The organism is Agromyces tropicus (assembly GCF_039531345.1).
Classification (GTDB): Bacteria; Actinomycetota; Actinomycetes; order Actinomycetales; family Microbacteriaceae; genus Agromyces; species Agromyces tropicus.
This window is the reverse complement of sequence record NZ_BAAAPW010000008.1, coordinates 108,512-135,271: the sequence shown is the minus strand read 5'-3', so window position 1 is coordinate 135,271 and position 26,760 is coordinate 108,512. Positions and strand designations below refer to the sequence as shown.

Below are 26,760 nucleotides of genomic sequence, written 5' to 3'. Positions count from 1 at the left end.
GTGCCTGCCTCTCGTCGCGGGCGCGCGGGCGCGCCCGGATCGCGCGCGGTGCCTTCGGGTGCCGGCGGCCTGCGCCGGTCAGGCGTGCGTGCGTTCCCGCTCATTCCACCAGATGGCGCGGCACGTCCACGACCCGGCGATCGGCAGGATCTTCGGGATTCCGCGGATCCGTGGCGGAAGTCGCGTCATGGATGACGGCATCCGCCGTCTCTCCAGTGAGCGACCGTGGACCGGGATGAAGGGCCGGGTGGTCGCTCGGACCCCGCCGGGGCATCGGATCGACACGGGAGACGCACAGCGTCCTCACGGGTCGGGCCGGGAGGATGGCGGAGCGGTCGCCCGAGGGCGGCCGACGGTCAGGCGGACCGCTCGGGGGAGCAGTGCGGTACGACGACCGGGCCGGGCGAGGAGGCGAAGGGGAACAGGCCTCCCGCCCCGCCCGGTGACCGGCTCAGGCGATCCGCTCGCCGGCTCCCCAGACCGCCGCGACCCCGAGGTGCTCGTCGAGCAGCACGGCGTCGGCGGCGAAGCCCGTGTCGAGCCGGCCGAGGTCTCCCGCCCGCCCGATCGCCGACGCGGGCGTGACCGTGAGCGCGCCGACCGCCTCGTGCAGCGGCACCCCGGCGTCGAGGACCGCCCGCCGCAGCGCCTCGTCCTGCGTGAGGGTCGACCCGGCGATGGCGCCGTTCTCCGCGAGGCGCGCGATGCCGTCGCGGACGGTCACCGCGAGCGAGCCGAGCACGTAGTCCCCGTCCGAGGCACCGGCCGCGGCCATCGCGTCGGTCACGAGGGCGACGCGACCCTGCGCGCCGGCGAAGGCGAGCCGCACCACGTCGGGGTGCACGTGGACGCCGTCGTCGATCACCTCGAGCGTCACGTGGTCGGCGTGCATCGCCGCGACCACGGGACCGGGGGCGCGGTGGTGGATGCCGCGCATGCCGTTGAACGCGTGCGTCAGGATCGACGCACCGGCGTCGAACGCGCGCAGCGCCGTCTCGAAGTCGGCACCGGTGTGCCCCACCGCGACGGCCACGCCGGCGTCGACGAACCTGGCGATCGCCTCGGGGGCGCCGTCGTGCTCGGGAGCGATCGTCACCTGCCGGAGGCCGCCGTCCGCCGCCTCGAGCAGCCGGTCGACCGCGACGGCGTCGGCCTGGCGCAGCATGACGGGGTCGTGCGCGCCGCGGAACTCGTGGTCGAGGAACGGGCCCTCGAGGTGCGCACCCAGCACGAGCGGGTCGGATGCCGCGACGCGGGCGATCGCCGAGACGCGCTCCGCGAGCACGTCGACCGGCGCCGTGACCAGCGAGCACACGCTGCGCGTCGTGCCGTGCGCCCGGTGCACCGCGAGCGCCCGCGAGATGGCCTCGCCGCCGTCGTCGAACGCCTCGCCGCCGCCGCCGTGGCAGTGGATGTCGACGAATCCGGGCGTGAGCCAGCGGCCGGCGGCATCCGTCACCTCGACCGCGGCACCGGCCCGGACGTCCTCGGCCTCGCGCCAGGCATCGCCGATGCCGCGGTCCGCGATGCGGTCGCCCTCGAAGCGCACCCACGAGTCCGGCACGGTGTCGCCGCCCGAGACGATGCGGGCGGAGTGGATGACGGTGATCGGCGCGGAGCTCACCGGGCCACGATATCGCTGCGTCGTGAGCCTCCGGCGGGGCGCGTGACGCCCTGCGCAATGCGGCGAGGGCTCGCGGCATCCGTTGCTATGCTTGGCGGCGTCGCGACTGGCGTTGAGATGGGTGACCATCGGGGAGCGACTGGCACGGACCGACCGCACGCCTGGGCCGGTACGCGAGGCCTCGTGGCGCGAGTCGCGCACGAGGCGATTTCCGCAGGTCCGCATGTCATCCCGAAGGAGCCATCCATTGGCTGAGTCACTCACCACCGACGCCCCCGCCGCCGCAGTCGCGGGCGCCGAGTCCGTCTTCAACCAGCCGCTCGCGCAGGTCGATCCGGAGATCGCCGAGGTCCTCGAGCTCGAGCTGAACCGCCAGCGCACCACGCTCGAGATGATCGCGAGCGAGAACTTCGTGCCCGTCTCGGTGCTGCAGTCGCAGGGCTCGGTGCTCACGAACAAGTACGCCGAGGGCTACCCGGGCCGCCGCTACTACGGCGGCTGCGAGTTCGTCGACGTCGCCGAGAACCTCGCCATCCAGCGGGCGAAGAGCCTGTTCGGCGCCGAGTACGCCAACGTGCAGCCCCACTCGGGCGCGACCGCCAACGCGGCCGTGCTCTCGGCGATCGCGACGCCCGGCGACACGATCCTCGGCCTCGAGCTCGCGCACGGCGGCCACCTGACCCACGGCATGAAGCTGAACTTCTCGGGCAAGCTCTACAACGCCGTCGCCTACGGCGTCGACCCCGAGACCTTCCAGGTCGACATGGACGTGGTCCGCGACAAGGCCCTCGAGCACAAGCCCCAGGTCATCATCGCCGGCTGGTCGGCCTACCCGCGCCAGCTCGACTTCGCCGCGTTCCGCGAGATCGCCGACGAGGTGGGCGCGAAGCTCTGGGTCGACATGGCGCACTTCGCCGGCCTCGTGGCCGCGGGCCTGCACCCGAACCCGGTGCCGCACGCCGACGTGGTCTCCTCGACCGTGCACAAGACGATCGGCGGACCGCGCTCGGGCTTCATCCTGTCGCGCGACATGGAGCTGGCGAAGAAGCTCAACTCGAACGTCTTCCCCGGCCAGCAGGGCGGCCCGCTCATGCACGTGATCGCCGCCAAGGCGACCGCGTTCAAGATCGCCGCGTCCGAGGAGTTCCGCGACCGCCAGGAGCGCACCGTCCGCGGCGCGCGCATCCTCGCCGAGCGCCTCGTCGCCGACGACTCCCGCGCCGCGGGCGTCGACGTGCTCACGGGCGGCACCGACGTGCACCTGGTGCTCGCCGACCTCCGCACCTCGGAGCTCGACGGCCAGCAGGCCGAGGACCGCCTCCACGAGGTCGGCATCACCGTCAACCGCAACGCCGTGCCCTTCGACCCGCGCCCGCCGATGGTCACCTCGGGCCTGCGCATCGGCACGCCGGCCCTCGCGACCCGCGGCTTCGGCGACGCCGAGTTCACCGAGGTCGCCGACGTCATCGCGCTCGCGCTGCAGTCGAACCCGGATGTCGCGGCGCTCCGCTCGCGCGTCGAGGCGCTGACCGAGGCCTTCCCGCTCTACCCGGGCCTGCAGCAGTAGTCCGCGCGGCCGGGCCCCGGGGCGCGCGATCGCCCGACCCCGGGCCCGGCCGTACCGATCGGAGGAGTTCCGCGGCGACACGCCGCCCGTGGCATCCGCCCACCGGCGTGTCGGCCGGAATCTCCTCCGTTCCACCCGTCGACCAGCTCGGAAGAGGTACCGAACATGACCGCCACCACCCTGGACGGCGTCGCGACCGCGGCGGCCGTCAAGTCCGAGCTGACCTCGCGGATCGACGACCTGCGCTCCAACGGCGTCGTGCCGGGCCTCGGCACCCTGCTCGTCGGCGACGACCCGGCCTCGCGCTCGTACGTCGCCGGCAAGCACCGCGACTGCGCCGAGGTCGGCATCGAGTCGATCCGCGTCGACCTGCCCGCCTCCGCGACCACCGCCGACGTTCGCGCCGCCATCCACGACCTCAACTCGGCGCGCGAGGTGACCGGCTACATCGTCCAGCTGCCGCTGCCCGCGGGCCACGACGAGAACGCCATGCTCGAGCTCATCGACCCCGACAAGGACGCCGACGGGCTGCACCCCACGAACCTCGGCCGACTCGTGCTCGGCATCGAGGGCGAGCTGCACTCGCCGCTGCCGTGCACGCCGGCCGGCATCGTCGAGATGCTGCAGCGCTACGACGTGGCGATCCGCGGACGCCACGTCGCCGTCATCGGCCGCGGCCTCACGGTCGGCCGCCCGCTCGGGCTGCTGTTCACGCGCAAGGGGCTCGACGCGACCGTGACGCTCACGCACTCGCGCACCGTCGACCTCGCCGACGAGGTGCGCCGCGCCGACATCGTCGTCGCCGCCGTCGGCGTGCCGCACATGGTGAAGGCCGACTGGATCAAGCCCGGCGCAGCCGTGCTCGACGTCGGCATCACGCGCGTCGCCGACGAGGAGACCGGCAAGGGCCGGCTGACGGGCGACGTCGACCCGGCGGTCGCCGAGGTCGCCGGCCACCTCTCGCCGAACCCCGGTGGCGTCGGTCCGATGACCCGCGCCATGCTGCTCGCCAACGTCGTGAAGGCCGCCGAGCTCAAGCTGTACGGGCGCTGACCCGCGCCGCGGCGGCATCCGCCCGCCGCCTGCCCGTCGACGCCCGTTCACCGGGCGTGCACCCGGTGGACGCGTCGCGCGCATAGCTTCGCGGCATGAGCCGCAGCGACCTCACCGAGGCCACCGCCGCCGACGCGACCGCGGGATCCGCCCAGGACGGCGCCGGCGCGCACGGGGAACGTGCCGCGCGCGCACCGGGCGACCGTGGCGCGGCCGGCGGCGGTCGGAGGGCCGGCGCCGCGCTCGCGACCGCGATCATCCCGGCGCGCGGCGGGTCGCAGGGCCTGCCCGGCAAGAACGTGGCGCGCGTGGGGGGCGTGCCACTCGTGGCCCGGGCGGTGCACGCCGCGCTCGCCGCGGAGCGCATCGGGCGCGTCGTCGTCACCACCGACGACGAGGAGATCGCCGAGGTCGCGCGCGGCGCCGGTGCGGAGCTCGTGGAACGCCCCGCGGACCTCGCCGGCGCGACCGCGTCGAGCGAGTCCGCGCTGCTCCACGCGCTCGACGTGCTGGGCGCGCGCGACCGCGCGCCCGTCACGGTGTTCATCCAGGCCACCTCGCCGTTCATCGACCCCGCCGACCTCGATGCCGCCGTGCACCGCGTCGAGACCGGGGAGCGCGACGTCGTGTTCGCGGCGACCCCCACGCACGGGTTCCTCTGGCGCGAGCGTGCCGACGACGCCGACGGGGCGAGCGCGATCGGCGTGAACCACGACCCCGGCGACCGTCCGCGGCGCCAGGACCGCCAGCCCGAGTTCCTCGAGACCGGGGCGTTCTACGTGCTCCGCACCGACGGCTTCCTCCGGGCGCGGCACCGGTTCTTCGGGCGCGTGGGCATCCAGCGCGTCCACCCGGACACGGCCGTCGAGATCGACGACGCCGCCGACCTCGCCCGGGCCCGCGCCCTCGCGCCCCGCGTCGACCGCCGCCTGGCCGGCGCCGTGGCGGCGAGCCTCGCCCGTCGCGCGGGCACGGCGTGGGTCGCCGACCCGCGGCATCCGTTCGTCGACGTCGACGCCGTGGCGACCGACTTCGACGGCGTCCACACCGACGACACCGCGCTGGTCGACGAACTCGGCCGCGAGTCCGTCCGCGTGAGCCGTGCCGACGGTGCGGGCGTCGCCCGCCTCCGCGACGCCGGCATCCCGGTGCTCATCCTCAGCGCCGAGCCGAACCCGGTGGTCTCCCGGCGCGCCGAGAAGCTCGGGGTCGACTGCATCCAGGGCGTCGCCGACAAGGGCGCGGCGCTGCGCGAGTGGGCCGCCGCGCGCGGCCTCCGGCTCGACCGCATCGCGTACCTCGGCAACGACCGGGGCGACATCCCCGCGCTCGACGCGGTCGGCTGGCCGCTGGCGGTGCCCGACGCGGCGCCCGACGCGCTCGAGCGGGCGCGGCACGTGCTCGAGCGGCACGGCGGGCACGGCGCGGTGCGCGAGCTCGCCGACCTCGTGCTGGCCGCCCGCGAGGCGATCGCCGTTTCGGCGACGCCCCGTGACGCACGGCCGGCCGACGGCGGTCGCGACGCCGAGGCCGACGACCGCTGGGAGGGCGAGCCCGCCCCGCCCCGCGAATCCCGCGAGCTCGATCCCGCCCACCCCACGCGCGAGCAGCGCGAGGCCATCAGCGCGGCGTCCTCCGCGACCTGACCGAAGAGAGAGCGAGCACCGGATGTCCGTGCGCATCGGCCACGCCGCCATCGGCGAGTACGACCCCGTCTACGTCATCGCCGAGATCGGCCTGAACCACAACGGCGACGTCGAGCTCGCCAAGCGGCTCATCGAGGTCGCCGCGCGCGCCGGCGCGCAGGCGGTGAAGTTCCAGAAGCGCACGCCCGACCTCTCGACGCCGGAGCACATGAAGGCGACGCCGCGCGAGACGCCGTGGGGCACGATGACCTACCTCGAGTACCGCCACCGCGTCGAGTTCGGCCGCGACGAGTACGCCGCGATCGCCGCGCACGCCTCGCTGCACGGCCTCGACTGGTTCGCCTCGCCGTGGGACGTGCCCGCCGTCGCCGACCTGGAGTCGTACGGCGTCGTGGCGCACAAGATCGCGTCGGCGTCGGTGACCGACCTCGAACTGCTCGAGGCCGTCCGCGCGACGGGCAAGCCCGTCATCCTCTCCACCGGCATGTCGACGATGGACGAGGTCGACCGCGCGGTCGCCGTGCTCGGCACCGAGCGGCTCGTCATCATGCACGCGACCTCGAGCTACCCGATGCCGCCCGAGGAGGCCAACCTGCTCATGGTCCCCGCCCTGAAGCGGCGGTTCCCGGGCGTGCCGATCGGGTACTCGGGCCACGAGCGCGGGCTCCAGATCTCGCTCGCGGCCGTCGCGTTGGGCGCGGTCGCGGTCGAGCGGCACATCACCCTGGACCGCACGATGTGGGGCTCCGACCACTCGGCATCGCTCGAGCCGCAGGGCCTGGAGCACCTCGTGCGCGACATCCGGATCATCGGCGACGCGCTCGGCGACGGCATCAAGCGCGTCTACCCGGGCGAGGAGGCGCCGAAGGCCAAGCTGCGCCGGGTGCTCGCGTGACGGACGCCGTGGAGCGGCGCCTGCTCGTCGTGGGCGACGCCGACTCGTACGTGAAGTGGGGCGCGGCGCTCGCCTCGACGCTGCCGGAACCGTGGCGCGTGCGGCTCGTGGTCGTCGCGTCCCCCGTGCAGCCGAGCGCCCGGCAGCTCGCGCATGCGCTCGACGGGACGAGGTTCGCCCCCGACGAGGTGCGCACGGTGCCGCTGGACGGCCGGGGCGGGCTCGACGACGAGGTCGACGCGTTCGACCCGCACGCGGTGCTGCTCGCGCTGCGCGGGCCGTTCGTGCGGGTGGTCGCGCCGCGGCTCCTGCGGCGCCCGGACCGACCCGCGCTCCTCAGCGGCTTCCCGGGGCTGACCGTCCCCGCGGTCCCGAAGGCCGTGGTCTACCGGGAGCAGACCGACCTCGTGGTCCTGCACAGCCGCCGGGAGGTGCGCGAGTTCCGGGCGATCGCCGCCGAGCTCGGTGTCGACCGGATGTTCGGGCTCGCGACGCTGCCGTTCCTCGCCGGTCGCGGCGCGGCCACCACCACGGATGCCGCGGCCCCCCGCGGCACCGACGTCGTCTTCGCCGCCCAGGCGAAGGTGCCCGCCGAACGGGAGGACCGCGCGCTGCTGCTCGCCGCACTGGCGGAGCTCGCGCGACGGCGGCCGGAGGCCCGCGTGGTCGTGAAGGTCCGCGCCCGGTCGGGCGAGGCGCAGACGCACGCCGAGGCGCACGACTACGCCGACCTCGCCGCGGAGCTCGCCGACCCGCCCGCGAACCTCGTGGTCGAGGACGGGCCGATGGCGGGTCACCTCGCCCGCGCGTCGGCGCTCGTGACCGTGAGCTCGACCGCGGCGCTCGAGGCCGTGGCGCTCGGGATCCCCGTGCTGCTCGTCGACGACTTCGGCGTCTCGTCGGCGATGATCAACACCGTCTTCGAGGACGCCGGGCTGTTCGGCTCGACCCTCGACCTCGTCGAGGGCAGGTTCCGGCACGCCGAACCCGGCTGGCTCGCCGACAACTACTTCCACGCCGCCGACGCGGACGACTGGGCCGCGCGGATGGGGGCCCTCGTCGAAGCGCGCGAGATCGTGCCGCTGCCGATGCTGGAGCGGCGCCACAACCTCGCCGGCGGCGCGCTCCGCACCGCCTTCGAGCGCCGCCGCATGCTCGGCGGGTTCGACCGCACGGCCTCCGGCGCGATCGCCTGGGGCGTCGGAGTCCCGGTCCGCGCCGTCGTCCGTCGCGTGCGGAGGCTCCGGCGCCGGCTCGTCGGTGCGGCGCGGGGCGGGCTTCCGGCGCCGGGCGGGCTCGCCTCGGACGGAGCGGCCGCGACCGCGGCGGCTCGCTCAGTCGACCGGGGCGGTGTGCAGGTCGATGTGCGCGAGGTACGCCTCGGCGTTGCGCCGGATGCCGGCCTGCTCGTCGGCGGAGAGCTCGCGGCGGACCTTGCCGGGCACCCCGGCGACGAGCGAGCCGGGCGGCACGACGGTGCCCTCGAGCACCACGGCGCCGGCCGCGACGAGTGACCCGCGGCCGATGACGGCGCCGTTCAGGACCGTCGCGCCCATGCCGATGAGGCAGTCGTCCTCGACCGTGCAGCCGTGCAGCACGGCGCGGTGGCCGACCGAGACGCCCGCGCCGACCTCGACGGGGTAGCCGGCGTCGACGTGGCAGACGACGCCGTCCTGCAGGTTCGACCGCTCGCCGAGCGTGATCGTCTCGGCCTCCGCGCGCAGTACGGCGTTGTACCAGACGCTCGAGCGCGCCGCGAGGCGCACCTGCCCGACGACGACCGCGCCAAGGGCGACGAAGGCCGTCGGGTCGAGCTCGGGGGCGGGGATGCCGGCGATGGTCAGGATCCGGGCTGAGGGGTCGGCGCTCATGCCGCCAGCCTATTGCGGGCGCTCCGATCGAGTGGATGCCGGGTGCACCGTCGCGGGTCGCGAGCGGTGCACCCGGCATCTCCTCGACGGGCTAGTCGCGGGGTTCGTCCCCGCGGGCGCCGGCATGTCCGCGACGCGCGGCGATGACGAGGCGGATGCCGCGCACGGCGGCCCCCACGGCGAACACCGCGACGCCCGCGACGATCGACGCGACGGGGAGCGTCACGACGAGCACGACGCATCCGATGGCGCCGAACCACGAGAGCCAGTGCGGCACGAGCCGCTCGCCGGCGGGCTGCGTGAGCGCCGACGCGTTCGCGACGAGGTAGTAGAGGAGCACGCCGAACGACGAGAAGCCGATGGCGCCGCGGAGGTCGGCGACGAGCACGAGCACCACGACGGCGAGGCCCGTCGCGAGCTCGGCGACGTGCGGCACCCCGAACCGCGGATGCACGGCGCACAGCGCGCGCGGCAGCTCGCCGTCGCGGGCCATCGCGAGGCTCGTCCGGCCGACGCCGGCGACGAGCGCCAGCAGCGAGCCCAGCGCGGCGACACCGGCGGCGACGCGGACGACGGGCTCGGCCCAGCGCCACCCGGCGACCGCGACCACGTCGACGAGCGGGGCGACGGATGCCGCGAGGTCGTCCGCGCCGAGCGCGCCGACCGCCGCGGTGCCCACGAGCGCGTACACGACGACCACGACCGCGAACGCGATGCCGATCGCGCGCGGGATCGTCCGGCGCGGGTCGCGCACCTCCTCGCCGAGCGTCGCGATGCGCGCGTACCCGGCGAAGGCGAAGAACATGAGGGCGGCCGCCTGCAGCACGCCGTAGGCTCCGAGCCCGCCGGCCGCGGCATCCGTCGCCCGCAGCGACGACTCGGCCCCCGCGGCGCCCACGCCCCAGCCGACGCCCGCGATCGCGGCGACGCCGGCCGCGACGACCACGACGAGCACCGCGAGCACGGCCGACACGATCGCCGACGCGACGCGCGCCGTGCGCGTGACGCCGAGCACGTTGACGCCGACGAGCACGGCGACCGCAGCGACCGCGACCGGCTTCTGCCAGGCGGGCGGCACGAGGTACGCGGCCGCGGTGAGCGCCATCGCGGCGCAGCTGGCCGTCTTGCCGATGACGAACCCCCAGCCCGCGAGGAACCCCGGCCAGGCGCCGAGCCGCTCGCGGCCGTAGCGGTAGGCGCCGCCCGCCTCGGGGTACCGCACGGCGAGCTGCGCGGTCGACCCGGCGTTCGCGAACGCCACGGCCGCCGCGATCGCGAGCCCGGCGAGCAGCCACCCGCCGGCCGCCTTCGCCGCCGGCGCCCACACCGCGAAGACGCCCGCGCCGATCATCGCGGCCAGGCCGATCGCGACCGCGCCGCGGAGCCCGAGACGACGGGCGAGGCGGTCGTGCGGGGCGGCGGAGTCGGTCACGCTCGAACCCTACGGCAGGGCGGTGAACGGGCGGCGGCGGGCGGGCGGTCACCGGGCGACGGATGCCGGGGCATCCGCTCGTAGGATCGACGCATGACCGCCGAGCAGCCCGCCGGACCCTCGCACGCCGCCGTCGACCGCGTCGCGGACGCCCTCGCCGCGCGGGGCGTCGACGCGCGCATCGTGTGGTTCGACGACGCCGTCACGACCGCGCAGCTGGCCGCCGACGCGCTCGGCGTCGAGGTCGGGCAGATCGCGAACTCGCTCGTGTTCACGCTCGACGACGAGCCGATCCTCGTGCTCACCTCCGGCGCGCACCGCGTCGACACGGCGTGGCTCGGCGACCAGCTCGGGGGCACGATCGGCCGGGCCTCCAAGGACGTCGTGAAGGGCGCGACGGGCCAGGTCATCGGCGGCGTGGCGCCGGTCGGGCATCCCACGCCCGTGCGCACGTTCGTCGACACCGACCTGGAGGCGTTCGACGAGGTGTGGGCGGCCGCCGGGCACGCGAAGACGGTGTTCCCGACGACCTACGACGAGCTCGTCCGGATCACGGACGGCACGCCGACCGCGGTCGAGCCGCGCTGAGCGCCGCGGAGGCCGCCGCGCGCCCGAGCGCCGCGTCTCCTACGCGTCGCGGCGCGCGCCCTGCGCCGCGTGCACGGGGAAGACGCCGGGCTCGCGGTAGCCGTGCTCCGCGAACGCCTCGAGCACCTTGCGGGTGATCACGGGCACGAGGTCGTCGATGACGAGCGCGATCGCGGCGCCGCCGAAGCCGCCGCCGGTCATGCGCGCGCCGATCGCGCCGTTCGCCTGCGCGGTCTCGACGGCGAGGTCGAGCTCGGGCACCGAGATCTCGAAGTCGTCGCGCATCGACACGTGCGAGGCGTCGAGCAGCGGCCCGATGGCGCCCGGCCCCTGCTCGCGGAGCGTGCGGACGGTGTCGAGCACCCGCTGGTCCTCGGTGACGACGTGGCGCACCCGACGGAACGTCTCGTCGTCGAGCAGCTCGCGCGCCCGGTCGAGGTCCTCGACGCGCACCTCGCGCAGCGACTCCGCGCCGAGCGCGCGGGCGCCCGCCTCGCACGACGCGCGGCGAGCGGCGTAGCCGCCGGTCGCGTGCGAGTGGCTCACGCGCGTGTCGATCACGAGGAGCGAGAGCCCGGCCTCGGCGAAGCCGAGCGGGATCACGTCGGCGTCGAGGCTGCGGCAGTCGAGGAACACGCCCGAGTCGGCCTCGCCGAGCAGCGATGCGGACTGGTCCATGATGCCGGTCGGCGCGCCGACGACCCGGTTCTCGGCGAGGCGGCCGACCTTCGCGAGCGCCGGGCGGTCGAAGCCGAGGCCCCAGTGCTCGTCGAGCGCGAGCGCGACGGCGCACTCGATCGCGGCCGACGACGACAGGCCGGCGCCCACGGGGACGCCGGAGTCGATGTGCAGGTCGACGCCGCGCACGTGCTCCAGGTCGGCTCCGGACTCGCCCAGGGCCCAGACCACGCCGAGGGGGTACGCCGCCCAGCCGTCGACGGCGTCGGGCGTGAGGTCGTCGAGGTGGACCTCGACGACGTCGGGCGAGAAGGTCGAGGCGACGCGGACCACGCGGTCGTCGCGGTCGCCGAGTGCGACGGTGGTGCGCCGGTCGATCGCGAAGGGGAAGACGAAGCCGTCGTTGTAGTCCGTGTGCTCGCCGATGAGGTTGACGCGGCCCGGCGCGGACCACACCCCTGCCGGGCGGCGGCCGAACTGCTCGGCGAAGAGGTGCTCGGCGGAGGCCACGGGGTCGGTCACAGTTCCACTCCTTCGATCGCGGTGCGCAGCGCGGCGGCCTGCGCCTCGGGCGGCACGTCGCCGATCCAGGCGCCCATGGCCGCCTCGGAGCCGGCGAGGTACTTGAGCCGGTCGGCGGCCCGGCGCGGGCTCGTCAACTGCATCGTGAGGCGCACGTCGTCGCGGTGCTCGTGCACGGGCGCCTGGTGCCAGGCGGCGATGTACGGCGTGGGCGTGTCGTAGAGGCGGTCGACGCCGCGGAGCAGGCGCAGGTAGACGCGCGCGAGCTCGTCGCGCTCGGCCGCGTCGGTGGCCGCGAGGTCGGGCACGTGCCGGTTGGGCACGAGGTGCACCTCGATGGGCCAGCGCGCGGCGAACGGCACGTAGGCGGTCCAGTGGTCGCCGGCGATGAGCACGCGCCCGCCGGACCGCTCGCGCTCGAGCAGGTCGGCCTGCAGCGTCGGGCCGTAGGCGTCGACGGAGGCGAGCAGGCGCTCGGTGCGCGGCGTGACGTACGGGTAGGCGTAGATCTGGCCGTGCGGGTGCGGGAGCGTGACGCCGATCTCGCGGCCGCGGTTCTCGAACGGGAAGACCTGCTGCACGCCCGGCATCGCCGAGAGTGCGGCCGTGCGGTGCGCCCACGCCTCGATGACGGTGCGGGCGCGCGAGACGGTCTGGGTGCCGAACGAGCCCTCGTGCTCCGGGCTGAAGCACACGACCTCGCAGCGGCCGTGCGAGGGGAGCCGGCGTTCCAGCCCGATGGTGCGGACGTCGGCGAGGGCGGATGCGGATGCCGCGGCATCGGCCGACCCGCTCCAGTCGGGCAGTTCCGGGCCGAAGGACGGCGAGCGGTTCTCGAAGACCGCGACGTCGTAGGTGCTCGGGATCTCGGACGGGTTCGTCGCCGTCTGCGGGGCGAGCGGGTCGGCGTCGGCCGGCGGGAGGAAGACCCGGTTCTGGCGGGCTGCGGCGATCGAGACCCAGTCGCCGGTGAGCGGGTCCTGGCGCATCTCGGCCGTCGCCGGCCGCGGGTCGAGCGCGCGCGCGTCGATCGCGCGCTCGGGCGGGAGCGCGGTGTCGGCGTCGTCGAAGTAGATCAGCTCGCGTCCGTCGGCGAGCGTCGAGCGGCGCACCGCGATGCGCGGGTCGAGGATGCCGGGTTCGGTCTGGTGCACGCCGCCACGGTACGCGATTTGCGTTTGAGAAACAAGCAGGTTTCGTATTGCAAAGTCTCGTCGGCCCGGCGATGATGGCCGCATGTCCTCCGACGCGCACGTCGAGCCGCCTCGCGGCCTCGCCGCCGCGGCCACCGCCCGCGACGCCGCCCACCGCCGGTCGCTCACGGCCGACCTCGTCGCCGAACGCGGCTTCGTGCGCGTCGTCGAGCTCAGCGAGTCGTTCGGGGTGACGCCGGTGACCGCACGGGCCGACCTCGATGCCCTCGAGCGCGCCGGCCTCGTCCGTCGCGTGCACGGCGGCGCGGTGCCCGCGGGCACGGGCGTCGCCGAGTCCCGGCCCGAGCGCGAGCCCAGCTTCGAGGAGGCGCTCGCGGCATCCGTCGTGCCCAAGCAGCTGATCGGCGAGCGGGTCGCGGGCATGGTGCGCAGCGGATGGAGCGTCATCCTCGACGTCGGCACGACCACGCTGCAGGTCGCCCGCGCCCTCCGCGCCCGCGACGACCTCGACGACGTGACGATCTTCACCAACGGACTCTCGATCGCGCTCGAGCTCGAGCCCGAGATCCCGCGGTTCACCGTCATAGTCACGGGCGGCACGCTGCGGCCGCGCCAGCACTCGCTCGTGCACCCGCTCGCCGACTCGATCCTCGACGAGGTGCACGTCGACCTGGCGGTCATCGGCTGCAACGGCGTCGATCCCGCCCTCGGGGTCACCAACGCGAACCTGCCCGAGGCGAGCGTCAAGTCGCTCATGCTCCGGCGCGCGGCGCGCGCCGTCGTCGTGGCCGACGCCTCGAAGCTCGGCGAGGTGCACCTCGGGCGGATCGCGCCCGTCGACGCGTTCGACGCGCTGGTCACCGACGCCGCCGCACCGGGCGTGCTCGTCGGCGAGCTCCGCCAGGCCGGACTCGACGTCATCGTCGCCCGTCCGCCCGACCGGCCATAAGGTGGTGTGCATGACCCACCCCACGGGCGATCAGTTCGAACTCGAGACGACCACCTCCACGGGCGACGTCCGCGCGACGGTCACCGCCGTCGCCGCGGGCCTGCGGACCCTCACGATCAACGGCACCGACCTCGTGCCGCCGTACGGCGAGGACCGGACGCCGCCGTCGGGCTCGGGCATCGTGCTCGTGCCGTGGCCGAACCGGATCCGCGACGGCGTCTGGCGGCACGGCGACGAGTCGCACCAGCTGGCCATCACCGAGCCGGCGCGGAACAACGCGATCCACGGCCTCCTCCGCTACACGGAGTACCGGCCGATGGAGCAGGATCGCGACTCGGTCACCCTCGCGGCGACGATCTACCCGCAGCTCGGCTACCCGTTCACCGTCCGGACGGCCGTGCGGTACGAGCTCGTCTCCGACGGCCTGAAGGTCACGCACTTCCTCGAGAACCTCGGCGCCGAGGCCGCACCCGTCGCCGTCGGCACCCACCCGTTCGTGAAGATCGGCGGCGTGCCCACCGAGGAGCTGGTGCTGCGCCTCGACGCCGCGAGCCACCTCGAGGTCGACGACCGCCTGCTGCCGACCGGCGAGGTGCCGGTCGACGGCACCGAATGGGACTTCCGCGAGGGTCGCCGCGTCGCCGACGTCGAGCTCGACGACGCGTTCGGCGAGCTCGCCTCGGTCGACGGCACCGTCGAGCACACGCTGATGGCGCCCGACGGACGCACGGTCTCGGTCTGGGCCGACGACGAGTTCGCGTACGTGCAGGTGTACACGACCGAGAGCTTCCCCGGGGAGTCGAAGGCGATCGCCGTCGAGCCGATGACCGCGCCCGCCGAGGCGTTCAACTCGGGCAAGGGCCTGCGCTGGCTCGACCCGGGCGAGCAGTGGGAGCTCAGCTGGGGCATCCGCTTCGCCGGGTTCACCGCCGAGTGAGCCGCTCGCGCCGCTGACGCGGTCGGGGCCGTCCCGACCCGTCGCGGCGCCGCGCCGGCGCGGTCAGAAGGCGCAGCGGCCCGAGTCGACCTGCTCGCTGAGCGAGGGCGCCTCGTCGGCGAGCGGCTCGAGCGTGCCGACGGGCACCGCGAAGCCGACGTTCTCGACGGTCTGGGACTTCGCGAAGACCACGCCGCCGACCTCGCCGTCGCCCGTGAGCACGGGCCCGCCCGAGTTGCCGTGGTCGACCTGCGCGGCGAGCGTCATGACGTCGCGCGAGCTCGTGTCGCCGTCGATCGAGATCGTGATCGGGCCGTTCGCCATCACCCGCGCGGCCCGCAGCTCGAGCGGGCCGCCGAACGGGTAGCCGGCGACGGCGACGTCGGCCTCGGGGCCGGGCGCGTCGGCGACCTCGAGCGGTGCCACGTCCAGGCCGTCGACCGCGATGACGGCGAGGTCCACGTCGGGCTCGAACGCGACGACCCGGCCGGCGACGGGGCCGCGACCGGGCGCCTCGACGATCGGCTCGACGACGCCGGCGACGACGTGCGCGTTGGTGACCACGCGGTCCGGTGCGACCACGAACCCCGAGCCGGTCAGGTTGCCGCCGCACTCGAACGCCAGTCCGGTGATGCGCACGACGGATGCCGCAGCGGCCTGCAGCTCGGGATCGTCGAGGCCGCCCGACGGCAGCTCCGGGGCGACCGTCGGCCCGTCGAGCACGCCCGTGAGCCACGGGATCGCCTCGCCCGTGGCGACCGTGCGCAGCTCCGCCATGAGGGCGCGGGCCGGCGCCGGGGTCACCTGGTCGATGCCGCGCACCACCCACGAGCCCGACACGGCGGGGGAGACGACGGGCACGCCCATGCTGCCGACGCCCGAGGCGACCAGACCGACGACGAAGGCGGTGACCATCGTGTTCACGATCGCGCCGAGGACGCGGTCGAGGACGCCGAGCTTCACCGCTTCGGCACCGCGCCCCAGCGCCCGCCCGATGGCGGCGCCGAGCGACGTGCCCGCGACGAGCAGGAGCACGGCGACGGCGATCGCGACCGGCGCGCGCCACTCCGGTGCGGCGATGAACGAGACCACCCACGGCATCGCGACGTACGCGGCGATGCCGCCGGCGATGAGGCCCAGCAGCCCGCCGAGGGTGCGCAGCAGCCCGGCGCGCCATCCGTGCACGAGCGCGCCGATGAGCACGAGCACGAGCAGGATGTCGAGGACGAGGCTCCAGGTCATGCGGGGGTGGCTCCGATCTGCCGAGGACACCCCAGCCTCGCGCACCCTCCTCGGAACGGGCTGAGCGGTCGGCGTCCGTCCAGCGTGCGCCGGTAGCGTCGCAGGCATGACGACGACATCCCTGCATGCCGCCGCCGATCCCGACGTCACCGGGCTCGCCGCATGGGCGGTCGGGCTCATGGAGGCCCTGGGCGCTCCCGGTGCCGGACTCGCGATCGCCCTCGAGAACCTCTTCCCGCCGCTGCCGAGCGAGGTCATCCTGCCGCTCGCGGGCTTCACCGCCAGCCGCGGCTCGTTCACGCTCGTCGAGGTGCTCGCCTGGACCACGGCCGGCTCGGTCGTGGGCGCACTCGCGCTCTACCTCGTGGGCGCGCTGCTGGGGCGCGAGCGGACCCGCGCGATCGTGAAGGCGATCCCGCTCGTCGACGTCGCCGACGTCGACCGCACGGAGGCGTGGTTCGACCGCCATGGGCGCCGTGCGGTCTTCTTCGGCCGGATGGTCCCGCTGTTCCGCAGCCTCGTCTCGATCCCCGCGGGCGTCACGCGCATGCAGGTCGGCGCGTTCCTGGCGCTGACCACGCTCGGGAGCGCGATCTGGAACACCGTCTTCGTGCTCGCCGGCTACGTCCTCGGCGAGAACTGGCACGTCGTCGAGCCCTGGTCGGATGCGCTGCAGGTCGTCGTGATCGCGGCCGTCGCGATCGCCGTCGCGGTCTTCGCGGCGAAGCGCGTCGCACGGATCCGCGAGCACCGTCGCCGGGTGGCACGCGGCGAGGAGTCGCCCGGGGGCATGTAGCGCCGGCCCGGGCGACGGCGAGGGTGCGGCGCCGCGGAACCGACGGGCGGGACGCATTCCCCGCGACCCCCGGCGGGACTAGCCTGATCGCGTGGGCAGCCGTCGAGGTGGTCGCGGGGGTGGAGGGTGATCCCGGCGACCCGATATGCGGGACGGACGGGCGTCGACCTCGCCTACAAGGCGTTCGGCGAGGGCGACCGCGACATCGTCCTCGCGTTCGCGTTCATCTCGAACGTCGACGTCTTCTGCGAACTCCCCGAGCACCTCGAGTTCATCGAGCGGCTGCAGGGCCTCGGCGCCCGGGTGATCCTCTTCGACAAGCGCGGCACGGGGCTGTCGGATCGCGGCGGGCTCGACGCCGGCATCGAGGACCACGCCGACGACCTCGTCGCGGTGCTCGACGCCGCGGAGAGCGCGAAGGCGACCGTGATCGGCTGGTTCGACGGCGGCGCGACCGCGCTGGTCGCCGCGGCACGGCACCCCGGGCGCATCGAGTCGGTGATCGCCTACGAGGTGCTCGCGGTCGGCCACGCCGACGAGGGCTTCCCGTGGGCGCTGGATGCCGCGTGGATCGCGAGCCTCATGCGGGGCCTGGAGCCGTCCGAATGGGGGAGGGGGCTCGTCGTCCGGCAGTTCTGGCAGGCGCAGGGCGCGGAGCGGCTGGTCGCGTGGTGGGAGCGGTACGAGAGCATGTCGGCGACGCCGACCGCGGCGAGGCGGCTCGCCGAGGCCATCGTCGGACTCGACATCCGCCCGTACCTCGCCGACGTGCGTGCGCCCGTGCTCGTGCTCCACGACACCGCGCTCGAGGGCGTCGAGGAGGCGCCCATGCGATGGCTCGCCGACGCCCTGCCCGACGCTCGGCTGCAGCTCGTGCACCGGTCGTCGGCCCTGCCGGCGATCCTCCCGGACAGCGCGCTCGTCGACGAGATGGAGGAGTTCCTCACGGGCACGCGGAGCGGTGGACGCCGGGACGTGCTGACGACCGTCTTCACCGACATCGTCGGGTCGACGGCCACGCTCGCCCGGACCGGCGACGAGCGCTGGCGGAGCATCCATGCGGCCCACGACGACGCGCTCCGGCGCTCGATCGCCCGGTTCTCGGGGTCCGAGGCGAACACCACGGGCGACGGGATCGTGGCGACGTTCCCGCTGCCGTCGTCGGCCCTGCACTTCGCCACGCAGGCGCTCGAGTCGGCTGCCGCGCTCGGACTGGAACTGCGCGTCGGCGTCCACTCCGGCGAGCTCATCATGCGGGGCGACGGCCTCGTCGGACTCGCCGTCCACGCGGCGGCGCGGATCTGCGCGATCGCGGATCCCGGTCGCATCATGGTGAGCGACGCCGTCCGGTCGCTCCTGCTCGGGTTCCCGTTCGCGTTCGAGCCGGCCGGGGAGCACGATCTCAAGGGCGTCCCGGACCGCTGGCGACTCTGGTACTGCGTCGACGGTCCGGACGGCCCCGGCGCCGTTCCGCGCTGATCCCACCGGGCGCGCGCACGCCGGACCGCCCTGCGCGCCAATCCCCGACGCGCTCCGCGCCGAACCACACCTGAGAGCAACCCCGCACCTCAGGAGCACCGAATGACCCTCGTCCAGGCCCCGAGCGCCGTCGCACGGCGGCCCGTGCCGACCGCGACGCGCGGGCCGCGGGCGGTGCGGTCTGCCATGCTGGGACCCGTGACCGACGCCGAGCTCGAGCCCGCGGCATCCGGCCCGACCCTCGACGACCTGCTCGTGGGCACCGGTGCCGGCGACCGGGCGGCGTTCGGCGAGCTCTACGACCGCACCGCCTCGCGCGTGCTCGGACTCGTGCGCCGCATCGTCGTCGACCCCGCCCAGGCGGAGGAGGTCGCGCAGGACGTGTTCCTCGAGGTGTGGCAGACGTCGCCGCGCTTCGATCCGGCGCGCGGCTCCGCCATCTCGTGGATGTTCACGCTCGCCCATCGGCGTGCCGTCGACCGCGTGCGGTCCTCCCAGTCCGCCCGCGACCGCGACGAGCGGGTGGGCGTCCGCGACCTCGAGGTGCCCGCCGACACCGTCGCCGAGGCCGCCGAGGTGCGGCTCGACCACGAACGCGCCCGCGAGGCGCTGGCCGAGCTCAGCGAGCTGCAGCGCGAGTGCGTCGCGCTGGCGTACTACGGCGGGCTGACGCAGGCGCAGATCGCCGAGCGCCTGGAGGTGCCGCTCGGCACCGTGAAGACGAGGATGCGCGACGGCATGATCCGGCTGCGCCGACTGATGGGGGTGAGCACATGACCGAGCCCGGAACCGCGGGCGATCCCGTCCCCGAGGACCTCGACACCCTGCTCGCGGCCTACGCCCTCGACGCCGTCGCCGACGACGAGCGCGCGGTCGTCGAGGCGCGGCTCGCGGCCTCGGAGGCGGCGCGCGAGCGCCTGCGCGAGCATCGCGAGGCCGCTGCCGCGCTGGCCGCGTCGGCCGAGCCGGTCACGCCGTCGTCGTCGCTGCGCGCGTCGATCATGGACCGGCTCGACGACCACCCCCAGGTCCCCGCAGACCGGCGGCGCGTGGCGCCGTCGACGACGCCGGAGTCGATGCTGCCCGCGCCTGCCGAACCGCTCGCGCCCGTCTCGCCGCCGGCGCCCGCGACCTCCGCCGGCGCCGCCAGCCCGCCCGGTGCCGGTCCCGTCGAGCGGGCGGCCCGGCGTCGCTGGTTCCAGCGTCCCGGCGCGATCGTCGCGGCCGCCGCGGCCGCGGTGCTGCTCGTCGCGGGGGCGATCTTCGGCGTCAACTGGCCCGGCCCGGCCGGCTGGGGCGCGCAGCGCGACGTCCAGGCCATCGCGTCCGCGCCGGACGCGCAGACGTCGACGACCGCCTCGGCCGCGGGCGGCGAGGTCACGCTCGTGTGGTCGGAGGAGCTCGGACGGTCCGCCGTGCGGACCGCGGACCTGCCCGATCCCGGCAGCGGCTCGACGTACGAGCTGTGGTACATCGACGAGACCGGGGCGGAGCCCGCGGGCACCTTCGACCCGGCGGGCGGCGCGGCCTACGTCGTGCTCGACGGCGCGTTCCGCCCGGGCGTCATCGTGGGGATCACCGTCGAACCTGCCGGAGGATCTCCGGCGCCGACCACCGACCCGGTCGCCGTCTTCGAGACCTGACCCGGTCGGCTAGGGTCGTCAGGGGCCGCGACCGGGCCCACCACCCCACGACGACGAGGAGTGTCGCATGCGCATCGGCATGTTCCTGAGCTACGCCGGCGGATTCCGAGAGGCCGCCGACGAGGTCGCCGAGCTCGAGCGCGCGGGCGTCGACCTGATCGTCGTCCCCGAGGTCTACTCGTTCGACGCGGTGAGCCAGCTCGGGTTCCTCGCGGCGCGCACGTCGCGCATGACGCTCATGAGCGGCATCCTGCAGCTGTACACGCGCACGCCGTCGCTCACGGCGATGACCGCCGCGGGCCTCGACTACGTCTCCGACGGCCGCTTCGAGCTCGGCATCGGCGCCTCCGGTCCGCAGGTCATCGAGGGCTTCCACGGCGTGCCGTACGACGCTCCGGTCGGGCGGACGCGCGAGCTGGTCGACATCTGCCGCATGGTCTGGCGGCGCGAGCGCGTCGTCCACCAGGGCCGCAACTACACGATCCCGCTGCCCGCCGACCAGGGAACCGGACTCGGGAAGCCGCTGAAGCTCATCAACCACCCGGTGCGCGAACGGGTGCCGATCACGATCGCGTCGCTCGGGCCGAAGTCGGTCGAGCAGACCGCCGAGATCGCCGAGGGCTGGCTGCCCATGTTCTACCACCCGGAGCGCGCCGAGCAGGTCTGGGGCGCCTCGCTCGAGGCGGGCCGCGCACGCCGCGACGCCGAGCTCGGCCCGCTCGACGTCTTCGCGAGCCCGGCGCTCGCGATCACCGACGACCCCCGGCTGGTGGAGGCCGCGCTCGCCTCGGTGAAGCCCAACCTCGCGCTGTACGTCGGCGGCATGGGCGCGCGCGGCAAGAACTTCTACAACGACCTCATCGCGAGCTACGGCTTCGCGTCGGACGCCGAGCGCATCCAGGACCTCTTCCTCGACGGACGGCGGGAGGAGGCCGTCGCCGCGGTGCCCGACGACCTCGTGCGCGCCATCTCGCTCATCGGGTCGCCCGCCGAGGTCGCCGAGCGCGTCGCCGCGTTCGCGCGGTCGGGGGTGACGACGCTGAACGCGACCCCGCTCGGACGCGACGCCGACGAGCGACTGGCGCTCATGTCGGGGCTGCGCCGCATCGTCGGCTGACCCGTCACGGCGCCGCGATCGGGCCTGCGGGGGCGACCGGAGTGGGGCCGACGTCGCGCCCGATCGGCCGGTCCGCGCCTGATCGTCGAGCATCACTCACGTCCATCCCCCGTTCGAGGGTGTTCCTGCGGACGGGGTCCCGGACGTACGCTCGGTGCACCGCACGAGGCCGTGCGGGAAGGGGACACCTGGGGAGGAGCCGCCGCGTCGGGGCATCGAGGCCCGCGAACTCCCTCGATCCCCCCGGCGGTGCCCCGGTCCGCCACCGCTCACCCGGCCGATCCGGCATCCGCTGCTCGTGCGAGCGCACGTGGCATCATGGTGCCCACGGGGGCTCCCGGCTCCCGTCGAGCGGGAGGTCGCATGGCCCGGCGAGACGCCGTCGACGCGATCGTGGTCGGGTCCGGCCCGAACGGGCTCGCCGCGGCGGTGACGCTCGCCCGCGCGGGACTGTCGGTGCGCGTGCACGAGGCCGCAGCGGAGCCGGGCGGCGGCGCGAGGACGGCCGAGCTCACGACGCCGGGCTTCCGGCACGACCTGTGCTCCGCCGTGCACCCCATGGCGCTCGCGTCTCCGTTCTTCCGCGCCTTCGGGCTCGACCGGCGCATCTACCTCCGGGTCCCCGAGATCTCGTACGCGCATCCGCTCGACGACGGTCGCGCCGGCATCGCGTGGCACGACCTCGACCGCACCGCGGACGGACTCGGTCGCGACGGCCGCGCCTACCGCCGCCTCCTCGGGCCGCTCGTCGCGCACGAGCGGGCCGTCACCGAGTTCACGGGGTCGACGCTGGTGCGCGTGCCGAGGCATCCGGTCACCGCCGCGCGCTTCGGCCTCCGCGCCCTCGAGCAGGGCGGCCCGGCCTGGGGCCTCCGCTTCCGCGACGAGGTCGCACCGGCGATGCTCACGGGGGTCGCGGCGCACACCATCCGGAGGCTGCCGAGCGTCGCCTCCGCCGGTGCCGGGCTGGTGCTCGCGATGCACGCCCACGCCCGTGGCTGGCCGATCCCCGTCGGCGGCAGCGGCGCCATCATCGCCGCGCTCGTCGACGACCTCGTCGCGCACGGCGGTGAGATCGTGACCGATGCGCCGGTCGAGGACCTGCGGGCGCTGCCCGCCGCGCGCGCCGTGCTGTTCGACGTGACCCCGCGCGCGCTCGACCGGATCGCGGGGGAGCGGATGCCGGCGCGGTACCGGCGCGCCCTGCGACGGTTCCGGTACGGCAACGCCGCCGCGAAGGTGGACTTCGCGCTGTCCGGCCCGGTGCCGTGGACGAACCCGGACCTGGCCGGTGCCGGGACCCTGCACCTCGGCGGGTCCCGCGAGGAGATCGCGGCGGGCGAGCGCGAGGTGGCGCGCGGGCGGCATCCGTCGTCACCGTACGTGCTGGTGTCGCAGCCGTCCCCGTTCGACCCGACGCGCGCACCCGAGGGCCGGCACGTGCTCTGGACGTACACGCACGTGCCGGCCGGGTCCACGGTCGACCCCACCGAGGCCGTCATCCGGCAGGTCGAGCGCTTCGCGCCCGGCTTCCGCGACGTCGTGCTCGCCTCGTCGTCGCGATCGGCCGAGCGGATGCAGTCGGAGAACGCGAACTACATCGGCGGCGACATCGCCTCGGGCGCCCCGTCGCTCGTGCAGCTCGTGCGCCGCCCGGTGCTCTCGCCGGACCCGTGGCGCACGCCGCTGCCGGGCGTCTACCTCGCGTCGGCCTCGACGCCGCCCGGACCCGGCGTCCACGGCCTCGCCGGCTGGCACGCGGCGCGCAGCGCCCTGCGCCATGAGTTCGGGCTCGGGATGCCGCGGCTCGCGCCGTGACGCGTGGCCCGCGGATCCGGCCCACGGGTGCGTGTCTCGCCGGCATGCCTGGCGGACTCACCGGCGCCGCGGATCGAGGTGCCGCGAAACCCGGTCCGCGACGAGGTGCCCCCACAGGGACTCGAACCCTGGACCCACGGATTAACCTGCTGCACTGAGTTTCCCCAGCCACCGCAGAGCGGCTTGCAGTCTGGACTATATCTTCACCTTCGGCCGAGCCGGTCAGGTGCGCCGCGTGTAGTCTCTGAGGTTCCCTTGCGGTTACCTGCTGATTGCCCAATCCCTCGGATTGTCACTGCCCTCAAGGGCGAGTACCTCGGGCTCTCAGGGTGTTCCAGCATATAGCGGCGGTCATCCATCGCATTTCGGCGATGGCGCTCCTGTGTTCTGTTGAAGTCCGTTGCTCTAACCAACTGAGCTATAGGGGCGTGTCAACAATAACAGCCCGGAAGCGGGGATCACGGCGCTCGGAGCGTGCGCTGAACGAGCGGACCAACCGCTGTGGGTGGCACGACGTAGCGTGCATTCATGCCCTCGGAAGGACGTGCGTGAAGACCTGCCCGGTGTGCCGCCGATCGTTGGCAATCACCGCATTCAACATCCGCGCGCGATCCGCCGACGGGCGTCAGTCCGTATGCCGTGAGTGCAACTCGGCGAGAGCACGACGCTACTACGCAGAGAACCTGGACACGCGCCGGAGGGCTGTCGCCGCGCAGGTCGCGAAGACGCGAGCGGCGCACCTGCAGAGGATCGGGAAGTACCTGCTGGAGCACCCCTGCGTGGATTGCGGACAACGCGATGTCCGCGTCCTCGATGTCGACCATCGGGAGGGCGTCGAGAAATCGGCTGAGGTCATGAGACTCGCGAAGGCGGCGTACTCGTGGCGACGAGTACGCGCCGAGATCGCGAAGTGCGAGGTCCGGTGCCGCAACTGCCGTGCCATCGTGACGTATGAGCGCATGGGACCGACGTGGCGGACCGAGCTCATGCGGGCTACCACGCCCGACGCATCCTGACGTCACGGCCGCCGATTCCGCTGACCGCGGAACCCCCGTGGATCGCGGTTCCGCGGGGTATCGTGTCCGCGATGGCCGCAGACTTCCACCGCCCCACGCGCTTCCCGCCGAGCATGTTCGAGGGCTACCTGGGCGCCGAGGACCCGGCGCACGTCAGTCGCGTCGCGCACGACACCGCCGCGGCCGTGCTGTCGCGCGTGCGCGCGGACCCCGACCCCGAGATCGTCGCACGGCTCATCTCGTACGCCGACGAGCACGGGATCGACGCGATCGCCGAGCTGTGGTCGCAGGCCTCGCCCAAGAGCCTGCCGGGCGCGCTCTGGCGGCTGTACCTGCTCCGCACGATGATCCGGCAGGACGCCCCGGGCGTGAGCCTCGCGTTCCAGCGCGGCACCGAGGTCTCGCACACGATCGACCAGGTCATCGCGGGAGCGCCGACCCCCGCCGGGCCGGCCGAGGTCCGCGACCTCGCCGACACGATCCTGCGGGGCGTGTTCGCGGGCGACTTCGCCGCGGCGCTCGAACGCGCCGCCGCCTTCTGCCGGGTGACCTCCATCGGCTTCACGAGCCTCGCCGACGACGCGGATGCCGCGGACGCGGTGCACCCCGAGCGCCCGGGGGTGCTCACGCAGCGTGCCCTCCGGCTCTCCGCGCTCGCGGAGGAGTTCGCCGCCTGCGCCCGCCTCTGGCGCCACGACAGCCTCGACTGACCGACGCGCGAGTCGGGGCGTCGCGGCTCCTCCGCAGGCGCGGGCGGCCGACACGCCCGGCTCGAGCCCGCAGACGCCACGGGGAATAGGTTCCCAGCCGACCTCGTTTAGACTCTTCGTGGCCGGTCGCAGTAACCCCGGGCTCCAACATTCGCCGCTCCGAGCGGCCTCGCGCCGAGAGGCGTTCTGCGGCCGGCCATTTCCCTGCCCGGCGCGAGCATCGCGCCTCCGCGACCGAACTCCCACCATCCCGCCCGACGCCACGGCGTAGCATCGGGGCATGGCCGAGACCGTCACGTTCCTCGTCGATCCGCTGCCGGTGGATGCGTCCACCGAGTTCCTCGAGGCCTCCTTCCGGGAGATCGAGCCCGGGTCCGGCGCCCTCGCCGTGAACGACTTCGCGCCGCACCGCGGCGACGGCGTCTTCGAGACGCTCGCGGTCGTCGACGGCCACGTGCAGGAGGTCGAGCCGCACCTCGCCCGCCTCGCGAACTCGGCGCGCTTGACGGAGCTGCCCGAGCCCAACCTCGAGCAGTGGCGGCTCGTGATCCGCCGCGCCGCCGAGCGCGTGCCCGCGGAGGGCGAGTTCGCCCTCAAGATCGCGCTCAGTCGAGGTGTCGACCCGGGCAACACGCCGACGGGCTGGGTGCATGTCACGCCCGGCGCCGACTTCGCCGCGTCGCGCGAACGCGGCATCCGCGTCGTGACGCTCGATCGCGGCGTGGCACGCGGCGCGGGGGAGCGGTCGCCCTGGCTGCTGCTCGGCGCCAAGACGCTGAGCTACGCGTCGAACATGGCCGCCATCCGCGAGGCCAAGCGCCGCGGCGCCGACGACGCCGTGTTCGTCTCCGCCGACGGGTACGTGCTCGAGGGCCCCACCTCGAGCGTGCTCGCGAGGATCGGCGACGTGATCGTCACCCCGCCGCCCGCCGCCGGCATCCTGCACGGCACGACGCAGCGCAGCGTCTTCGCGTACCTCGAGGGCCAGGGGCGCGCGGTCGAGTACCGCGACCTCACCGTCGACGACCTGCGTGGGGCGGATGCCGCATGGCTGATGTCCAGCGTGCGCATGGCGGCGCCCATCGCCGAGCTCGACGGCACGTCGATGCCCGTCGACCACGAGGCCACGGCCGAGCTCAACGCCTACCTGCTCAGCCCGCGCGACTGACGCGCACCCGCGCCGAGCACGACGACGGCCCGGCCCCGCGAGGGGACCGGGCCGTGGGGCGTCGGGCGCGGATCAGCCGAAGCGACCCGAGACGTAGTCCTCGGTGGCCTTCTCGGCCGGGTTCGAGAAGATCGTCGTCGTCTCGTCGTACTCGATGAGCTTGCCCGGCTTGCCGGTGCCCGCGATGTTGAAGAACGCGGTCTTGTCCGAGACGCGGCTCGCCTGCTGCATGTTGTGGGTCACGATCACGATCGTGTACTCCTGCTTCAGCTCCTCGATGAGGTCCTCGATCGCCAGGGTCGAGATCGGGTCGAGGGCCGAGCACGGCTCGTCCATGAGGATGACCTCGGGCGACACCGCGATCGCACGGGCGATGCAGAGGCGCTGCTGCTGGCCGCCCGACAGGCCGGAGCCCGGGCGGTCGAGACGGTCCTTGACCTCGTTCCAGAGGTTCGCGCCGCGCAGCGACGACTCGACGAGGTCGTCGGCGTCGGACCGCGAGATGCGCTTATTGTTGAGCTTCACGCCCGCGAGCACGTTCTCCTTGATCGACATCGTCGGGAACGGGTTCGGACGCTGGAAGACCATGCCGACCTGGCGGCGCACGAGCACCGGGTCGACCTCGGGCTCGTAGAGGTTGTTGCCGTCGATGAGGACCTCGCCCTCGACGCGGGCGCCGGGGATGACCTCGTGCATGCGGTTGAGGGTGCGGAGGAACGTCGACTTGCCGCAGCCCGACGGGCCGATGAACGCGGTGACGCTCCGGGGCTCGATCTCGAGCGAGACGCCCTCCACGGCGAGGAACTTGCCGTAGTAGACGTTCAGGTCTCGGACTTCGATGCGCTTGGACACTTC

General features: G+C 74.3%; 22 protein-coding genes, 1 pseudogene and 1 riboswitch. Of the genes and pseudogenes, 16 read left to right on the top strand and 7 right to left on the bottom strand.

The genetic code is table 11. The features are described 5' to 3' along the window. Positions 1-451: 451 nt before the first annotated feature. Entirely contained in the window at positions 452-1,624 is a 1,173-nt protein-coding gene (nagA, locus tag ABD230_RS18815) for an N-acetylglucosamine-6-phosphate deacetylase (protein ID WP_344378822.1), read from the bottom strand. 92 nt (positions 1,625-1,716) lie between these two features. Next, positions 1,717-1,798, top strand: a riboswitch (ZMP/ZTP riboswitch). Positions 1,799-1,871: 73 nt separating this feature from the next. Between nagA and glyA the strand changes: the two genes are divergently transcribed. The 5 genes and pseudogenes from glyA to ABD230_RS18790 all read left to right on the top strand — a co-directional run. After that, complete coding sequence (gene glyA, locus ABD230_RS18810; protein ID WP_344378819.1) at positions 1,872-3,191, top strand: serine hydroxymethyltransferase; 1,320 nt, start codon at positions 1,872-1,874, stop codon at positions 3,189-3,191. 165 nt (positions 3,192-3,356) lie between these two features. Further along, entirely contained in the window at positions 3,357-4,244 is an 888-nt protein-coding gene (locus ABD230_RS18805) for a bifunctional methylenetetrahydrofolate dehydrogenase/methenyltetrahydrofolate cyclohydrolase (protein ID WP_344378815.1), read from the top strand. Positions 4,245-4,339: 95 nt separating this feature from the next. Continuing rightward, positions 4,340-5,890, top strand: coding sequence for a cytidylyltransferase domain-containing protein (locus ABD230_RS18800; protein ID WP_344378812.1), 1,551 nt, complete (start codon positions 4,340-4,342; stop codon positions 5,888-5,890). A gap of 22 nt (positions 5,891-5,912) precedes the next feature. Further along, entirely contained in the window at positions 5,913-6,785 is an 873-nt protein-coding gene (locus ABD230_RS18795) for an N-acetylneuraminate synthase family protein (protein WP_344378810.1), read from the top strand. Then, positions 6,782-7,828, top strand: a pseudogene (locus ABD230_RS18790) (DUF6716 putative glycosyltransferase); the annotation flags it as partial. The gene ABD230_RS18795 and the pseudogene ABD230_RS18790, both read left to right, overlap by 4 nt. 291 nt (positions 7,829-8,119) lie before the next feature. On the opposite strand, the gene ABD230_RS18785 reads toward ABD230_RS18790, so the two are convergent. After that, a complete protein-coding gene (locus ABD230_RS18785; protein WP_344378806.1) occupies positions 8,120-8,656 on the bottom strand; it encodes a gamma carbonic anhydrase family protein in 537 nt (178 codons plus the stop codon). A gap of 91 nt (positions 8,657-8,747) precedes the next feature. Beyond that, positions 8,748-10,088: an APC family permease gene (locus ABD230_RS18780; RefSeq protein ID WP_344378803.1), complete on the bottom strand. Its 1,341-nt coding sequence runs from the start codon at positions 10,086-10,088 to the stop codon at positions 8,748-8,750. Positions 10,089-10,181: 93 nt separating this feature from the next. Here ABD230_RS18780 and ABD230_RS18775 point away from each other — a divergent pair, with 93 nt between their 5' ends. After that, entirely contained in the window at positions 10,182-10,676 is a 495-nt protein-coding gene (locus tag ABD230_RS18775; RefSeq protein WP_344378800.1) for a YbaK/EbsC family protein, read from the top strand. A gap of 39 nt (positions 10,677-10,715) precedes the next feature. Here ABD230_RS18775 and galK read toward each other — a convergent pair whose 3' ends face one another. Beyond that, on the bottom strand, positions 10,716-11,876 hold the full coding sequence (galK, locus tag ABD230_RS18770) for a galactokinase (RefSeq protein ID WP_344378798.1): 1,161 nt from the start codon (positions 11,874-11,876) through the stop codon (positions 10,716-10,718). After that, on the bottom strand, positions 11,873-13,030 hold the full coding sequence (gene galT / locus ABD230_RS18765; RefSeq protein WP_344378794.1) for a galactose-1-phosphate uridylyltransferase: 1,158 nt from the start codon (positions 13,028-13,030) through the stop codon (positions 11,873-11,875). Before galT ends, galK begins: the two co-directional genes overlap by 4 nt. 82 nt (positions 13,031-13,112) lie before the next feature. Between galT and ABD230_RS18760 the strand changes: the two genes are divergently transcribed. Together ABD230_RS18760 and ABD230_RS18755 are read left to right on the top strand one after the other, a co-directional pair. Continuing rightward, complete coding sequence (locus tag ABD230_RS18760) at positions 13,113-13,979, top strand: DeoR/GlpR family DNA-binding transcription regulator (RefSeq protein WP_344378791.1); 867 nt, start codon at positions 13,113-13,115, stop codon at positions 13,977-13,979. Positions 13,980-13,989: 10 nt separating this feature from the next. Then, positions 13,990-14,916, top strand: a complete 927-nt coding sequence (locus ABD230_RS18755; RefSeq protein WP_344378789.1) for an aldose 1-epimerase family protein — start codon at positions 13,990-13,992, stop codon at positions 14,914-14,916. Positions 14,917-14,979: 63 nt separating this feature from the next. Here the strand turns inward: ABD230_RS18755 and ABD230_RS18750 are convergent, their stop codons facing one another. Further along, positions 14,980-16,158, bottom strand: coding sequence for a MarP family serine protease (locus ABD230_RS18750; RefSeq protein ID WP_344378782.1), 1,179 nt, complete (start codon positions 16,156-16,158; stop codon positions 14,980-14,982). A gap of 106 nt (positions 16,159-16,264) precedes the next feature. On the opposite strand from ABD230_RS18750, the gene ABD230_RS18745 reads away from it, so the two are divergent. From ABD230_RS18745 to ABD230_RS18710, 8 genes are all read left to right on the top strand, one after another. Next, a complete protein-coding gene (locus tag ABD230_RS18745) occupies positions 16,265-16,954 on the top strand; it encodes a DedA family protein (RefSeq protein ID WP_344378777.1) in 690 nt (229 codons plus the stop codon). Between the two features lie 126 nt (positions 16,955-17,080). Next, positions 17,081-18,433, top strand: coding sequence for an adenylate/guanylate cyclase domain-containing protein (locus ABD230_RS18740; protein ID WP_344378775.1), 1,353 nt, complete (start codon positions 17,081-17,083; stop codon positions 18,431-18,433). 186 nt (positions 18,434-18,619) lie between these two features. Beyond that, positions 18,620-19,210, top strand: coding sequence for an ECF RNA polymerase sigma factor SigK (gene sigK, locus ABD230_RS18735; RefSeq protein ID WP_344378911.1), 591 nt, complete (start codon positions 18,620-18,622; stop codon positions 19,208-19,210). Further along, on the top strand, positions 19,207-20,076 hold the full coding sequence (locus tag ABD230_RS18730; RefSeq protein ID WP_344378773.1) for an anti-sigma factor: 870 nt from the start codon (positions 19,207-19,209) through the stop codon (positions 20,074-20,076). The genes sigK and ABD230_RS18730 overlap by 4 nt, the downstream gene beginning before the upstream one ends. 67 nt (positions 20,077-20,143) lie before the next feature. Next, a complete protein-coding gene (locus tag ABD230_RS18725; RefSeq protein ID WP_344378769.1) occupies positions 20,144-21,193 on the top strand; it encodes an LLM class F420-dependent oxidoreductase in 1,050 nt (349 codons plus the stop codon). 363 nt (positions 21,194-21,556) lie between these two features. Continuing rightward, the gene (locus ABD230_RS18720; RefSeq protein WP_344378766.1) at positions 21,557-23,011 is read left to right on the top strand and encodes a phytoene desaturase family protein; all 1,455 of its coding nucleotides are present in this window, start codon (positions 21,557-21,559) and stop codon (positions 23,009-23,011) included. Positions 23,012-24,098: 1,087 nt separating this feature from the next. After that, positions 24,099-24,737 (top strand): DNA-directed RNA polymerase subunit beta, encoded by a 639-nt coding sequence (locus ABD230_RS18715; RefSeq protein ID WP_344378764.1) that lies wholly within the window; start codon positions 24,099-24,101, stop codon positions 24,735-24,737. A 280-nt stretch (positions 24,738-25,017) separates the two neighbouring features. After that, complete coding sequence (locus ABD230_RS18710; protein WP_344378762.1) at positions 25,018-25,905, top strand: aminodeoxychorismate lyase; 888 nt, start codon at positions 25,018-25,020, stop codon at positions 25,903-25,905. Between the two features lie 72 nt (positions 25,906-25,977). Here the strand turns inward: ABD230_RS18710 and pstB are convergent, their stop codons facing one another. Then, the gene (pstB, locus tag ABD230_RS18705) at positions 25,978-26,757 is read right to left on the bottom strand and encodes a phosphate ABC transporter ATP-binding protein PstB (RefSeq protein ID WP_344378760.1); all 780 of its coding nucleotides are present in this window, start codon (positions 26,755-26,757) and stop codon (positions 25,978-25,980) included. Positions 26,758-26,760: the final 3 nt, after the last annotated feature.

What these genes read in the sequence shown, in the direction of transcription:
- ABD230_RS18805 (WP_344378815.1), top strand. Translation starts at nt 3,357, where the DNA reads ATGACCGCCACCACCCTGGACGGCGTCGCGACCGCGGCGGCCGTCAAG.
- ABD230_RS18800 (WP_344378812.1), top strand. Translation starts at nt 4,340, where the DNA reads ATGAGCCGCAGCGACCTCACCGAGGCCACCGCCGCCGACGCGACCGCG.
- ABD230_RS18795 (WP_344378810.1), top strand. Translation starts at nt 5,913, where the DNA reads ATGTCCGTGCGCATCGGCCACGCCGCCATCGGCGAGTACGACCCCGTC.
- ABD230_RS18785 (WP_344378806.1), bottom strand. Translation starts at nt 8,656, where the DNA reads ATGAGCGCCGACCCCTCAGCCCGGATCCTGACCATCGCCGGCATCCCC.
- ABD230_RS18775 (WP_344378800.1), top strand. Translation starts at nt 10,182, where the DNA reads ATGACCGCCGAGCAGCCCGCCGGACCCTCGCACGCCGCCGTCGACCGC.
- ABD230_RS18760 (WP_344378791.1), top strand. Translation starts at nt 13,113, where the DNA reads ATGTCCTCCGACGCGCACGTCGAGCCGCCTCGCGGCCTCGCCGCCGCG.
- ABD230_RS18755 (WP_344378789.1), top strand. Translation starts at nt 13,990, where the DNA reads ATGACCCACCCCACGGGCGATCAGTTCGAACTCGAGACGACCACCTCC.
- ABD230_RS18750 (WP_344378782.1), bottom strand. Translation starts at nt 16,158, where the DNA reads ATGACCTGGAGCCTCGTCCTCGACATCCTGCTCGTGCTCGTGCTCATC.
- ABD230_RS18745 (WP_344378777.1), top strand. Translation starts at nt 16,265, where the DNA reads ATGACGACGACATCCCTGCATGCCGCCGCCGATCCCGACGTCACCGGG.
- sigK (WP_344378911.1), top strand. Translation starts at nt 18,620, where the DNA reads ATGCTGGGACCCGTGACCGACGCCGAGCTCGAGCCCGCGGCATCCGGC.
- ABD230_RS18730 (WP_344378773.1), top strand. Translation starts at nt 19,207, where the DNA reads ATGACCGAGCCCGGAACCGCGGGCGATCCCGTCCCCGAGGACCTCGAC.
- ABD230_RS18725 (WP_344378769.1), top strand. Translation starts at nt 20,144, where the DNA reads ATGCGCATCGGCATGTTCCTGAGCTACGCCGGCGGATTCCGAGAGGCC.
- ABD230_RS18720 (WP_344378766.1), top strand. Translation starts at nt 21,557, where the DNA reads ATGGCCCGGCGAGACGCCGTCGACGCGATCGTGGTCGGGTCCGGCCCG.
- ABD230_RS18715 (WP_344378764.1), top strand. Translation starts at nt 24,099, where the DNA reads ATGGCCGCAGACTTCCACCGCCCCACGCGCTTCCCGCCGAGCATGTTC.
- ABD230_RS18710 (WP_344378762.1), top strand. Translation starts at nt 25,018, where the DNA reads ATGGCCGAGACCGTCACGTTCCTCGTCGATCCGCTGCCGGTGGATGCG.